Source organism: Pseudomonas sp. BCRC 81390 (genome assembly GCF_030341915.1).
In the GTDB taxonomy this organism is placed as follows: Bacteria; Pseudomonadota; Gammaproteobacteria; order Pseudomonadales; family Pseudomonadaceae; genus Aquipseudomonas.
This window is the reverse complement of the sequence record NZ_JATAAG010000066.1, coordinates 85536-98447: the sequence shown is the minus strand read 5'-3', so window position 1 is coordinate 98447 and position 12912 is coordinate 85536. Positions and strand designations below refer to the sequence as shown.

Here is a 12912-nt window from a genome sequence, read left to right as displayed (position 1 = left end):
TCAGTGCAGCGATGGCTTGGGCGCGGGGGCGGCCGGCTTGGCCAGCTCGGAGAACAGCAGCAGCGGCGCCACACGCAGGTATTCCATGACCTCCATGTAGTCGCTCTCGCCATCCTCGGACTCTTCGAGAGCTTCCTGGACCTGGGAAATGGCCACCAGGTCCTGCAGCACTTCCTTGGCCTCGCTGGACAGGTCCTTGCCCCCGGCATTCAGACCGAACCCGGTAATGAAGCCCTGGCACCACTGGCCCAGTGCGGTGGCACGGTCGCCCAGGGCGGCGTCGTCGGAAGGCAGCAGCAGGACGATTGCCATGTCGTCGCTGGTCAGCTCGCCCTTGACCATTTCCTGCAGGCCGACCAGGGCGTTGCGCACCGTGTCGCCAGGCTCGGTTTCCAGCAGCTGGGCGGCATCGGCCAGCCAGCCTTCGGCGTCGAAGCCGGCACCGGCGCAACTGCGGCCGATCAGCAGGCCGTGCAGTTCGGCCGGGGTGACAGGATGGCCATTGCTGGACAGCAGCATGGCGAAGGCAACGTAAGGCGATTGGGTATTGGGCATGGGCAGCTAGGCGCCAGACGGCGCAATGACTAGAATGGAGACCTTGTATCCTAGCACCGGCAGGCGCGCCAAGACCATCGGCACTGGCCGTTGCCGCCCGGCGAGAGGCATCATCATCGCCACGGTGACTCAACGACGGAGCGAATCGAGTGCAACCCACGCAAGAGAACGACCTGCAGGCACTGATGAGCCGATTCGAGTTGCTGATCCAACGCGTCGAGCAACTAAAACGGCAAAATGCACTCCTAGTAGCTCAGGAAAAATCCTGGCGCGAAGAGCGCGCCCACCTCATCGAAAAGAACGAGATCGCCAGGCGCAAGGTCGAGTCGATGATTTTACGCCTCAAGGCTCTGGAGCAAGACTCATGAGTTCAAGCAATAGCGTCACCGTGCAGATCCTCGACAAGGAATACTCGATCATCTGCCCGCCGGAAGAGCGCAACAACCTGGTCAGCGCGGCGCGCTACCTGGACGGCAAGATGCGCGAAATCCGCAGCAGCGGCAAGGTGATCGGCGCCGACCGCATCGCGGTCATGGCGGCGTTGAACATCACCCACGAAATGCTGCACCGCCAGGAAGACCGCAACGATGCGCCGGCCGGCGGCACCACCCGCGAACAGGTGCGCGACCTGCTGGAGCGGGTCGACCAGGCGCTGTCCGACGATGCGGATACCAAAATCGGCTGAGGTTGTTATACTGGCGCCACTCCCTGGGGGATGCGCCAGTCGGTTATGTCCCTGAGCCGATACGCACAACCACGGGGGTTGCACGCTGGGGCCGGTGTGCATGTCCGCCCGACGGAAAGCCTTAACGCCCCCTGCAATCTCCACCTTGAACTTTCGGGTTCAAGGGCTACACCGATAGCGGTCTTATCGGGGAGCCTGAATTCTCTTGCCCGCCTCTACCGGCGGGCAATTCGTTTTGGTCGGCCATGCCGACCAACGCACTTGGGACCGCTCGTGCCATGACCGACACCGCGCCGCTCACCCGCCCCCAGCTTCGTCGCCTGCTGCGCAATGCCCGCCGCGCCCTCACCCCGGCCCAGCAACGCCAGGCCGCTGTCGGCCTGTACCGCCAGCTGGCGCAACACCCGCTGTTCCGCCGGGCCCGGCACATTGCCCTGTACCTGCCCAATGACGGCGAGATCGACCCGGCCCTGCTGCTGCGCGAGGCCCAGCGCCGTGGCAAGCGAGTCTACCTGCCGGTACTCCACGCCTGGCCACGCACACGCATGGTATTCCAGCGCTTCGACCAGGGTGAAAAACTCAAGCCCAACCGCTTTCGCATTCCCGAGCCTGTCACCGAGCGCAAGCGCCAGCGCCCGATCTGGTCGCTGGACCTGATCCTGCTACCGCTGGTCGGTTTCGACGAAGTGGGCGGGCGCCTGGGAATGGGCGGCGGCTTCTATGATCGCAGCCTGGCCTACCAGGCGCGTCGCCAGACCTGGAAAAAGCCATTGCTGTTAGGGCTGGCGCATGAATGCCAGAAGGTCGAGCGGCTGGCGCAGGCCAGCTGGGATGTACCACTGCAGGGCACGGTCTCGGACCGCGGCTGGTACCTGGCGCCACGTTGACGGGCGCCAGCGAGGGGTATCAACGTTGTGGCTGGCTGGCGTCGACCGGCATCTGGTAGGCGTTGTCCAGCTTGCGCTCCCAGAACCCTTGCGCATAACCGGTAGTGACCACACCCAGGCCGAAAATGAACACCAGGACCCACAGCAAGTCTGGCTTGTTGCGTTGATTCATCGAAGATTGCCCCCCCGGCAAACTGTTCAGTACTCGGCGATTTTCTGGGTACCGCCGGAGCATCGCGCTTTTAACGGGGCGCATTTTCCGACAACCTGCGTCCACACGCAAACCTTGACGTCAACCGGCTGTCGGTTTCGTGCAACAGGTTATTTCAAACTTTTTCAGGAGCACTTTCATGGCCTACTGGCTGATGAAGTCCGAGCCCGACGAGCTCTCCATCGAAGCCCTTGGCCGCCTCGGCGAAGCGCGCTGGGACGGCGTGCGCAACTATCAGGCACGTAACTTTCTGCGCGCGATGAGCGTTGGCGACGAGTTTTTCTTCTACCACTCCAGCTGCCCGCAACCGGGCATTGCCGGCATTGCCAGAATCACCCGCGCGGCCTACCCGGACCCGACCGCGCTGGATCCGCAAAGCCCTTATTACGACGCCAAGGCCACGCCGGACAAGAACCCGTGGAGTGCGGTGGATGTGGCCCATGTGCAGACGCTGCCACGGGTACTGGAACTGGGCCGGCTGAAGCAACAGGCCGGCCTGGCCGAACTGCCGCTGGTACAGAAGGGCAGCCGTCTGTCGGTGATGCCGGTGACTGCGGAGCAATGGGCGGTGATTGTCGCTTTGCGTTGAAACTGCAGCTAAGGTCATGAACCAAAGGGGGCCGCCTTGTGGCCCAGTCATGGATTTGACCAATGTCAACACGCCACGCATGGCCGCAGGCCATGATGCAGTGTGCATGACCGCAAGGATGCAGAACAATGAACCGATACGCCCCCAGAATCTTCGCCACCGCGCTGCTCGCCCTGCTTGCGGCAGCCGCTGGGCTGGGGTACTGGAAGTCGCTGCATGACCAGTTGCCTGAAGGTCTGAGCATGGGCAATGGCCGCCTCGAAGCCACCGAAGTGCAAATCGCCAGCAAGATCCCCGGCCGCCTGGCCGAAGTGCTGGTCGACGAAGGTGACAAGGTAACCCGCGGGCAATTACTTGCACGTATCGACACACGCACCCTGGAAGCCCAACGCAGCCAGGCCGAAGCCGAAGTGCTGCGCGCCCGCGAAAACTACGCCGCCGCCCAGGCCAGCGTGCAGCTGCGCCAGAGCGAACTGCTGCTGGCCAGCCAGGAACTCAAGCGTGTGCGCGAGATTTTCCAGCGCAAATACGCCAGCCAGCAGTTGCTTGACCAGCAACAGGCGCGCTTCGACACGGCAAACGCAGCGGCGGTCGCCGCCCGTGCCCAGTTGGCCGCCATCAAGGCTGCCATCGGAGCTGCCGAAGCCCAGGTGGCGCAGCTCACCAGCGAAATCGACGACAGCAGCCTGCGCGCGCCGATCAACGGCATCATTCAGCTGCGCCTGGCCGAACCCGGTGAAGTACTGGGTGCCGGCGGCCGGGTATTGATGCTGATCGACCCCAGCGACCAGTACATGAACCTGTACCTGCCGGCCTCTACCAGTGGCCGTCTGACCGTCGGCGATCAAGCGCGCATCGTGCTCGACGCCCTGCCCGAGCGGGCGCTGCCAGCGAAGGTCGCCTTCGTCGCGGCCAAGGCCCAGTTCACACCCAAACAGGTGGAAACCCGCGACGAGCGGCAGAAGCTGGTGTTCCGGGTCAAACTGCGCCTGAGTGACCCGGGCGCCGTACCGCAGGCCAAACCGGGCATGCCAGGCGCCGGCTATGTACGCACGGCTGAGGTGGACTGGCCGGCCAACCTGCAATGAACGCCCCGGCACTGCTGGCCGAACGCATCAGCCACTGCTACGGCAACAGGGCGGCCTTGCAAGCCCTCGGCTTCAGCCTGCCGGCTGGCACCCGCTGCGCACTGATCGGCCCGGACGGGGCTGGCAAATCGACCCTGCTGGGCCTGATCGCCGGGGTCAAGCGCCTGCAACAGGGCGAACTGCAGGTGTTGGGTGGTTCGATCCGTCAGCGGCGCCATCGCGCGGCGCTGTACCCCAAAGTGGCGTTCATGCCGCAAGGGCTTGGCAACAACCTTTATCCGGAACTGTCGATCAGCGAGAACATCCGCTTTTTCGCCACCCTGTTCGGCCTCGGCCGCCGTGAATGCGAGCAGCGCATGGCCAACCTGCTGCAGGCCACCGACCTGCAGCGCTTCGCCGAGCGCCCGGCGGGCAAGTTGTCAGGCGGCATGAAACAGAAACTGGGCCTGTGTTGTGCGTTGATCCACGAGCCGGACCTGCTGATCCTCGATGAGCCGACCACCGGCGTCGACCCGCTGTCGCGGCGGCGCTTCTGGGAGCTGATCGAAGAGGTTCGCGCGCAGCGCCCACAACTGACCCTGCTGGTGGCCACCGCGTACATGGAAGAAGCCGAACAGTTCGAGCACTGCCTGATGCTTGATGGCGGCCGCCTGCTGGCCGCCGGGCCTAGCCACGAATTGGCTGCGGCCACGCCCAGCGGCAAGCTGGACGATGCCTTCACCCATTACCAAGGTGCGGGCAAGGCACAACACCCGCCGCTGATCATCCCGCCACGCCCGGTGTCTGACGGCCCGGTGGCGATCGAAGCCCACGACCTGACCTTGCGTTTTGGCGACTTCACGGCGGTGAACAAGGTCAGTTTCGCTATTGGCCGCGGAGAAATTTTCGGCTTTCTCGGCTCCAACGGCTGCGGCAAGACCACCACCATGAAAGTGCTCACCGGCCTGATGCCGGCCAGCGAGGGCAGCGCCAGCCTGCTCGGTCGCCCGGTGGATGCCAGCGACCTGGCCACGCGCAAGCGGGTCGGTTTCATGTCGCAGAGTTTTTCGCTGTATGGCGAGCTCAGCACACGGCAGAACCTGACCCTGCATGCGCGCCTGTTCGACCTGCCCAAGGCAGAGAGCGCCCAACGCATCGATGAGCTGATCGAGCGCTTCGACCTCGGCGCCATCGCCGACCAGCCGTCCAGCGCCCTGCCCCTCGGCCTGCGCCAGCGCCTGTCGTTGGCGGTCGCGGTATTGCACCGCCCGGAAGTGCTGATCCTCGACGAACCCACCTCCGGAGTCGACCCGGCCGCCCGCGATGATTTCTGGCGCCTGCTGGTAGAACTGTCGCGCGAGCAGGGCGTGACCATTTTCCTGTCCACCCACTTCATGAACGAAGCGCAGCGCTGCGACCGCATCTCACTGATGCATGCCGGTCGGGTACTGGCCTGCGACACGCCGGATGCCCTGCAACGCCAGTACCAGGGCGACACCCTCGAAGACGCGTTCGTGCGCTGCCTGGAACAGGCCCAGGAGCTTGCCCCGCAGGCCACCGACAGCACCGTGCTGGAGCAGGCCGCCACGCCTGCACCGGCGCTACGCCAAGGCTTCAGCCTGCGACGCCTGCTGGCCGTGGCCAGCCGAGAGGGCAAGGAACTGCTGCGCGACAAGGTACGCCTGGCCTTCGCCTTGTTGGGCGCGATGTTCATGATGGTGATTTTCGGTTATGGCATTTCGCTGGATGTGGAAAACCTCGCCTTCGCCGTATACGACCAAGACCAGAGCCCGCAAAGCCGCGCCTACCTCGAAGCCTTCCGTGGCTCGCGCTATTTCGCCGAGCAACCGCTGATCCGCGATTCCCGCGACATGCACCAGCGCCTGCAGCGCTCGGAGATCAAGCTGGCGCTGGAGATTCCGCCCGGCTTTGGCCGCGACCTGTATGCCGGCCGCCAACCGGTGGTGGCCGCCTGGCTCGACGGTGGCATGCCGTTCCGCGCCGAAACCAGCCGCAACTACGTGGAAGCCGTGCACCAGGCCAACCTCGAACAACTGGCGAAGGCCAGCAAACAGCCACAGCCACGCCAGGACCTGGTACGTCTGGAAACACGTTTTCGCTACAACCAGGACGTGGTCAGCGTGAACGCCATCGGCCCGGGTGTGATGGCACTGATCCTGGCCTTCATCCCGGCCATGCTTACCGCGCTGGGCATCGTCCGCGAGAAAGAGCTTGGCGCCATCACCAACTTCTATGCCACACCGCTCACCCGCCTGGAGTTCCTGCTCGGCAAGCAGATGCCCTACCTGGCCGTGAGCCTGGTCAACCTGGCGCTGCTGGTAGCGATGAACCGCTGGCTGTTCGCCGTACCGCTCAAGGGCAGCGTGCTGGCCCTGGCCTGTGGCGGCGTGGCCTACCTGCTGGCGACCACCAGCCTGGGCCTGCTGATCTCGGCATTTACCCGCACCCAGATCGCCGCCATCCTCGGCACCATGATCATCACCAGCCTGCCGACCATCCAGTTTTCCGGCCTGATCGTGCCACGCTCGTCGCTGGACGGTGCGGCGGCAGTGATGGGCCAGCTGTTCCCGGCGGGCTACTTCCTGGACATTGCGGTCGGCACCTTTACCAAGGCGCTGGGCCTGCGCGAACTGTGGCCGCAATGCCTGATCCTGCTGGGTTTTTTCACCGTATTCACTGGCCTCAGCCTGGCCATGCTGAAGAAGCAGGAGGCCTGACATGTCGCACTTCAGCCACACCCTGCGCCTGGGCCTCAAGGAACTGACCAGCCTGCGCCATGACAGCGTGTTGCTGCTGTTCCTGCTGTACGCCTTCAGCGTGGCCATCTACATGCCGGCCGCCGGTTCGGTGATCGGCGTGCACAATGCCAGTGTCGCGGTAGTCGACGAAGACCACAGCCTGCTGTCGCGCAAGCTCGGCGAAGCCTTGCAACCGCCCGAGTTCCAGCCCGCCGTGCCGCTGGCCCCGGAGCGCCTGGACCAGGCCATGGACAGCGGCCAGTACACTTTCGTCATCAATGTGCCGGTGAACTTCCAGAGCGACCTGCTGGCCGGGCGCTCGCCGGAGCTGCAGATCAACGTCGATGCCACCGCCATGAGCCAGGCGTTCATGGGCGCCGGCTATATCGGCCGCATCTTCGAACGCGAGCTGCTCGAATACGGCCAGCGGGCGGAAGCACAGAGCCCGATCGCGATCAATGCCAAGGCGCTGTTCAACCCCAACCTGGAGGGTGGCTGGTTCCTGGCGGTGATCCAGATCGTCAATAACATCACCATCCTGGCGATCATCCTCACCGGCACCGCACTGCTGCGCGAGCGCGAACACGGCACCCTCGACCACCTGCTGGTGCTGCCGCTGACCGCACTGGAAATCATGCTGGCAAAAATCGCCAGCAATGCGCTGGTGGTGGTGGTCTGCACCTGGATTTCGCTGGTGGTGGTGGTCAAGGGTGCACTGGGCGTGCCGCTGTCCGGCTCGATGGGGCTGTTCCTGGCGGTGACCGCGCTGTACCTGTTCGCCAGTACGGCCTTGGGCATTTTTCTCGCCACCCTGGCGCGCTCGACGCCGCAGTTCGGCCTGTTGGCGATCCCGGTGATCATCCCGATGCTATTGCTGTCTGGCGGCAGCACACCACTGGACAGCATGCCGCAGTGGTTGCAATGGGTGATGCAGGGCTCGCCATCGACGCACTTCGTCAGCCTTGGCGCGGCTATCCTGTTCCGTGATGCCGGGTGGACAGTGGTATGGCCGGACATCCTGGCGCTGACCGTGATCGGCCTGGTGTTCTTCAGCGTGGCCCTGGTGCGGTTTCGCCGCAGCCTGGCGTCCTGAATGTAGCCCTGGGCCTACGCGGCCCTTATGGGAGCCGGTTTGCCGATCACTGCACGATCAGGTTGTTGAACAAGAGGTCTTCAACGATCGGTTTGCCCTCTTCCGCTTCCATCACCTGCTGCACCTGCTTCAGCGCTTCCTGGCGCAGATGCTCCTTGGCCTCGACATTGCTCATGCTTTCCACCGACTGCTGGGTGAACAGCGCCACCAGCTGGTTGCGGATCAGCGGCTCGTGATGCTTAACCGCCTTGGCGGCTTCGTCGCCGGTTACGCGCAGGGCCACATCGGCCTTGTACACGCGCAGCCGCGGGCTGCCATCGAGGGCATAGTTGCCGACAAAGGGCGGGCTCAGGCTGACGTAGGCGACCTTGGGCGCCCCTTCCTTGGCTTCCTCGGCCATGGCCGCAGCCGGCAGCAGCAGCGCCAGCACCATCAAGATCCACGCTTTCACGAATTCGCTCCTCAATACAGTTGTCGCCAGCTTACCCAGCACACCGCGCAAACCCAAGCCCGGGCTTATGCCGCGCCATCAGGACCGGCCATGCTCGTTGACCGCTCAGGCGGCCCTCCTACACTTATCGGCCACTACCCGCAAAGGAATAGCCCTGATGAAAGCTGTGTTGTGCAAAACCCTGGGCCCGGCGCGCGACCTGGTGCTGGAAGAGGTGGCCAGCCCGGTGCCGAAGAAGAACGAGATCCTGCTGGATGTGCAGGCTGCCGGGGTCAACTTTCCCGATACCCTGATCATCGAAGGCAAGTACCAGTTCCAACCACCGTTGCCATTCTCCCCAGGTAGTGAGGCGGCAGGTGTGGTGGCCGCGGTCGGGGAAAAGGCCGGCGCCTTCAAGGTCGGCGACCGGGTCATGGCACTCACCGGCTGGGGTGCGTTCGCCGAACAGGTGGCGGTACCGTTCTATAACGTGCTGCCGATGCCGCCGAGCATGGACTTCACCACTGCTGCCGCATTCGGCATGACCTACGGCACCTCGATGCATGCCCTGCGCCAGCGTGGCCAACTGCAGGCAGGCGAAACCCTGCTGGTACTGGGCGCGTCCGGCGGGGTCGGCCTGGCAGCGGTGGAAATCGGCAAAGCCATGGGCGCGCGCGTGATCGCGGCCGCCAGCAGCGTGGAAAAGCTGGCCGTAGCCAAGGCGGCCGGGGCCGATGAGCTGATTGATTACAGCCAGGCCAGCCTGCGTGACGAGATCAAGCGCCTGACCGGCGGCCAGGGCGTGGACGTGATCTATGACCCGGTGGGTGGCGGGCTGTTCGAGCAAGCGGTGCGCGGGCTGGCCTGGAACGGCCGACTGTTGGTGGTGGGCTTTGCCAGCGGGACCATCCCACAACTTGCAGCCAACCTGGTGCTGCTCAAGGGCGCAGCGGTGCTGGGGGTGTTCTGGGGGGCGTTCGCGCAACGCCAGCCACAGGACAACGCGGCCAACTTCCAGCAACTGTTTGCCTGGCATGCCGAAGGCAAGCTGAAGCCGCTGGTGTCGCAGACTTATCCACTGGCTGAGGCGGGCGCGGCCATTGAAAGGCTGGGGCAGCGGCAGGCTGTGGGTAAGTTGGTGGTGCTGGCGAGGTAACGCTGCAGAACCTGAGCCGTAGTTCCGGCCCTTCGCGGACAGGCCCGCGAAGGGGATCGGTAAAGTTGTCAGACTTCGCGCAGGTTATGGCAACGGCGGAACCGTGCCTCGAGGTTACGATCGGGCATCTGATGACTACGCAAGGCATTCAAGGTCTGCTCGACATAGTCACGCGTAGTGCCATAGCGCCCCTTGGCGCTGGCCAGGATCTGGCTCAGCAAGGTGTCGGGCAGGTTCCCGGCATAGCACGGCAGGTGCCGTTCCAGCACAAAACCCAGGGCCTGCACCTTGCTGCCATCACCCAGCCGGCAATTGAGCCAGTGCGGCCGATACGCCGGGTACGGCATCTCGCGTTGCCACAGGGCCATCAGCGAGTCGTCCAGGTTGCTTTCATCCAGCCGGTAGGCAAAGCCGCTGCAGGAGCCACCCCGGTCCAGACCGAACACCAGCCCAGGGGTTTCCGGGGTGCCACGGTGTTCGTGCGACCACAGATACAAGCCCCGATGGTAACCGTGTACCCGGGCGCGCTGGCGCTCCACGGAGTTGCACTCCGGTCGCCAGATCAAGGAACCATAGGCAAACAGCCAGACCGGCCCACCCTGATGGCGAGACATGGTGCTCTGCATGGAGTTGTACAGTTGCTCACGGGTCAGTTGCTGACCGAAGTCGAGCGAAGGAGGATAACTAACTTTCCAGGACGAACTTTCAAGTGCCGACATAAGCTGCCGCCATGATTCCCTGTGAACTACACATATAACGGAAAAACGATTCGAGGCAGTCGTACTGTACTGCCTGTGCCAGCCCTGTCGCCGGCAAGCCAGCTGCCACAAGGGAGACATGCATAACCTAAGGCAGACCGGTGCGTCAGCTCAAGTATATGTCGAAATTTTCATCGGGCATTCCGACGATTGGGAATAATTATTCCAGGCGGCGCGAAAGTTATTGGCCAAGGCGGTAACAATTACCGCCTTATACCCGCACTTTGAAACTTCGGTTATTAACCGCGTGGCGCGTAGGCAAACACATCTGCGCGCATGCGGTGCGCATCCATGCCAGCTTCGACCAGGGCGTCGAGGGTGGCATAGATCATGTTCGGCGAGCCGCTGGCATACACATGCACGGCATTGAGGTCGGCGATGTCTTCGCAGACCGCCTCATGCAGCATCCCGCAACGGCCCTCCCAGCCGCAGAGGTCGCTGACGACCTGATGCAGGAACAGGTTGGGCAGGCGCTGCCATTCGTCCCAGTGTTTGATCTGGTAGAAGTCTTCCGGTCGGCGCACGCCCCAGTACAGATGCACCGGGTGACGGAAACCCTGGGCCCGGCAGTGCTCGACCAGGCTGTGCATCTGGCCCATGCCCGTGCCGGCGGCGATGAGCACCAGCGGCCCGTCAGGCAGCTCGGCCAGGTGGGTGTCGCCAAACGGCATTTCGATGCGCGCCAGGCGGTCGCGCTGCAACTGGGCGATCAGTTGCACGGCGCTGGGCTCGCGCGCCAGCACATGCAGCTCCAGCTCACGCCCGGAATGGGGGGCGGAAGCCAGCGAAAACGCCGCCTGCTTGCCGCCGTCGCGCTCGATCATCAGGTATTGCCCGGCGTGATAGCGCGGCGTCCTGCCGGCCGGTGCGAGCAAACGCACGCGCCAGACATCGCCACCCACCTCGACGCACTCGCTGACACTGCACGCCAGCTTGCGCACCGGCAGCTCGCCCAGGGCGAGCACACCATCCCAGAGCAATACGCAGTCCTCCAGCGGTTCGGCAATGCAGGTAAACAGTTCACCATGGTCACGGACCGCGCCGTCCTGGCGAACCCGGCCTTCAACCAGCAATGCGGCGCAGACATGGCAATTGCCATTGCGGCAGCTGTTCGGGCAGTCATAGCCCAGCCGCCGCGCTCCATCCAGGATCCGTTCCCCGGGTTCGAGTACCAGCACCGCCCCGGACGGCTGCAACGTTACCTGCATCAATCTATTCCCAACTGATCCCACAGCTCATCAATACGGCGGGTAACGGCTTCGTCCTTGACGATGACCCGCCCCCATTCGCGCGTCGTCTCGCCCGGCCACTTGTGTGTGGCGTCCAGGCCCATCTTCGATCCCAAGCCCGATACCGGCGATGCAAAGTCCAGGTAGTCGATAGGCGTGTTGTCGATCATTACCGTATCACGCTTGGGGTCCATGCGCGTGGTGATGGCCCAGATCACATCGTTCCAGTCGCGGGCGTTGATATCGTCGTCGGTGACAATAACGAACTTGGTGTACATGAACTGTCGCAGGAACGACCACACACCCAGCATTACGCGCTTGGCGTGGCCTGGGTACTGCTTTTTCATGGTGACCACCGCCATGCGGTACGAACAGCCCTCCGGTGGCAGGTAGAAGTCGACGATTTCCGGGAACTGCTTCTGCAGGATCGGCACGAACACTTCGTTCAGCGCCACGCCGAGAATCGCCGGCTCATCCGGCGGACGCCCGGTGTAGGTGCTGTGGTAGATCGGTTTCTGCCGGTGGGTGATGCGCTCGACGGTGAATACCGGGAAGCTGTCCACTTCGTTGTAGTAGCCGGTATGGTCGCCATACGGGCCTTCCGGGGCCATCTCGCCCGGGTGGATCACGCCTTCCAGGACGATTTCCGCAGTGGCCGGTACCTGCAGGTTGCTGCCCCGGCACTTGACCAGTTCGGTACGGTTGCCGCGCAGCAGGCCGGCGAAGGCATACTCGGAGAGGGTATCCGGCACCGGGGTCACGGCGCCGAGGATCGTGGCCGGGTCAGCGCCCAGGGCCACGGCGACCGGGAACGGCTGGCCAGGGTTTTTCTCGCACCACTCGCGGTAGTCCAGGGCGCCGCCACGGTGGCTGAGCCAGCGCATGATGACCTTGTTGCGGCCGATCACCTGCTGGCGGTAGATGCCCAGGTTCTGACGGTCCTTGTTCGGGCCGCGGGTGACGGTGAGCCCCCAGGTGATCAGCGGCGCCACGTCGCCCGGCCAGCAGTGCTGGATCGGCAGCGCGCCGAGGTCGACATCGTCGCCCTCGACCACCACCTCCTGGCACACCGCGTCCTTGACCACCTTGGGCGCCATCGACACGACTTTCTTGAAGATCGGCAGCTTCGCCCAGGCATCCTTGAGGCCCTTCGGCGGCTCGGGCTCCTTGAGGAAAGCCAGCAGCTTGCCGATTTCGCGCAGTTCGTCGACCGACTCGGCGCCCATGCCCATGGCCACGCGCTCCGGGGTGCCGAACAGGTTGCCCAGCACCGGGATGTCGAAGCCGGTGGGCTTTTCGAACAGCAATGCGGGGCCCTTGGCACGCAGGGTGCGGTCGCAGACCTCAGTCATTTCCAGCATAGGGGAGATCGGAACCTGGATGCGCTTGAGTTCGCCGCGCTGTTCCAGGCCACGGATGAAGTCGCGCAAGTCGCGATACTGCATGCAGGAGCCTCATGTTGGCCGTATCGGTCGGGGTGCAGAGTGTAGCGC

Annotated in this window: 14 protein-coding genes and 1 other RNA gene; 9 read left to right on the top strand and 6 right to left on the bottom strand. The window is 64.0% G+C overall.

Translation table 11 applies throughout. The features are described 5' to 3' along the window. Positions 1 to 555, bottom strand: coding sequence for a YecA/YgfB family protein (locus QSV36_RS17110; protein WP_225779697.1), 555 nt, complete (start codon positions 553 to 555; stop codon positions 1 to 3). A gap of 185 nt (positions 556 to 740) precedes the next feature. Between QSV36_RS17110 and QSV36_RS17105 the strand changes: the two genes are divergently transcribed. From QSV36_RS17105 to QSV36_RS17090, 4 genes are all read left to right on the top strand, one after another. Continuing rightward, on the top strand, positions 741 to 923 hold the full coding sequence (locus QSV36_RS17105) for a TIGR02449 family protein (RefSeq protein WP_170034340.1): 183 nt from the start codon (positions 741 to 743) through the stop codon (positions 921 to 923). Further along, complete coding sequence (locus QSV36_RS17100; protein WP_003259368.1) at positions 920 to 1240, top strand: cell division protein ZapA; 321 nt, start codon at positions 920 to 922, stop codon at positions 1238 to 1240. Before QSV36_RS17105 ends, QSV36_RS17100 begins: the two co-directional genes overlap by 4 nt. A 17-nt stretch (positions 1241 to 1257) precedes the next feature. Then, positions 1258 to 1437: non-coding RNA, 6S RNA (gene ssrS / locus QSV36_RS17095), on the top strand. 81 nt (positions 1438 to 1518) lie between these two features. Beyond that, positions 1519 to 2127: a 5-formyltetrahydrofolate cyclo-ligase gene (locus QSV36_RS17090; RefSeq protein ID WP_289133465.1), complete on the top strand. Its 609-nt coding sequence runs from the start codon at positions 1519 to 1521 to the stop codon at positions 2125 to 2127. A 19-nt stretch (positions 2128 to 2146) separates the two neighbouring features. On the opposite strand, the gene QSV36_RS17085 is transcribed toward QSV36_RS17090, so the two are convergent. After that, positions 2147 to 2299 carry a hypothetical protein gene (locus QSV36_RS17085; protein ID WP_170033651.1) on the bottom strand — a complete coding sequence of 51 codons (153 nt, stop codon included), beginning with the start codon at positions 2297 to 2299 and terminating at the stop codon, positions 2147 to 2149. A gap of 178 nt (positions 2300 to 2477) precedes the next feature. Here QSV36_RS17085 and QSV36_RS17080 point away from each other — a divergent pair, with 178 nt between their 5' ends. From QSV36_RS17080 to QSV36_RS17065, 4 genes are all read left to right on the top strand, one after another. Continuing rightward, a complete protein-coding gene (locus QSV36_RS17080; RefSeq protein WP_289133464.1) occupies positions 2478 to 2927 on the top strand; it encodes an EVE domain-containing protein in 450 nt (149 codons plus the stop codon). Positions 2928 to 3055: 128 nt separating this feature from the next. Beyond that, positions 3056 to 4015 carry an HlyD family secretion protein gene (locus QSV36_RS17075; RefSeq protein WP_289133463.1) on the top strand — a complete coding sequence of 320 codons (960 nt, stop codon included), beginning with the start codon at positions 3056 to 3058 and terminating at the stop codon, positions 4013 to 4015. Further along, entirely contained in the window at positions 4012 to 6732 is a 2721-nt protein-coding gene (rbbA, locus tag QSV36_RS17070; RefSeq protein ID WP_289133462.1) for a ribosome-associated ATPase/putative transporter RbbA, read from the top strand. The genes QSV36_RS17075 and rbbA overlap by 4 nt, the downstream gene beginning before the upstream one ends. Before the next feature lies 1 nt (position 6733). After that, positions 6734 to 7846 carry an ABC transporter permease gene (locus QSV36_RS17065; RefSeq protein ID WP_289133461.1) on the top strand — a complete coding sequence of 371 codons (1113 nt, stop codon included), beginning with the start codon at positions 6734 to 6736 and terminating at the stop codon, positions 7844 to 7846. A 46-nt stretch (positions 7847 to 7892) separates the two neighbouring features. On the opposite strand, the gene QSV36_RS17060 is transcribed toward QSV36_RS17065, so the two are convergent. Next, positions 7893 to 8297, bottom strand: coding sequence for a flagellar basal body-associated protein FliL (locus QSV36_RS17060; protein WP_289133460.1), 405 nt, complete (start codon positions 8295 to 8297; stop codon positions 7893 to 7895). A 157-nt stretch (positions 8298 to 8454) separates the two neighbouring features. Between QSV36_RS17060 and QSV36_RS17055 the strand changes: the two genes are divergently transcribed. Beyond that, positions 8455 to 9432, top strand: coding sequence for an NADPH:quinone oxidoreductase family protein (locus QSV36_RS17055; protein WP_289133459.1), 978 nt, complete (start codon positions 8455 to 8457; stop codon positions 9430 to 9432). Between the two features lie 68 nt (positions 9433 to 9500). Here QSV36_RS17055 and QSV36_RS17050 read toward each other — a convergent pair whose 3' ends face one another. From QSV36_RS17050 to ubiD, 3 genes are all read right to left on the bottom strand, one after another. Then, positions 9501 to 10151 (bottom strand): gamma-glutamylcyclotransferase, encoded by a 651-nt coding sequence (locus QSV36_RS17050; protein ID WP_289133458.1) that lies wholly within the window; start codon positions 10149 to 10151, stop codon positions 9501 to 9503. A gap of 278 nt (positions 10152 to 10429) precedes the next feature. Next, a complete protein-coding gene (locus QSV36_RS17045) occupies positions 10430 to 11398 on the bottom strand; it encodes a CDP-6-deoxy-delta-3,4-glucoseen reductase (protein ID WP_289133457.1) in 969 nt (322 codons plus the stop codon). Continuing rightward, positions 11398 to 12864, bottom strand: a complete 1467-nt coding sequence (gene ubiD, locus QSV36_RS17040) for a 4-hydroxy-3-polyprenylbenzoate decarboxylase (protein ID WP_289133456.1) — start codon at positions 12862 to 12864, stop codon at positions 11398 to 11400. Before ubiD ends, QSV36_RS17045 begins: the two co-directional genes overlap by 1 nt. Positions 12865 to 12912: the final 48 nt, after the last annotated feature.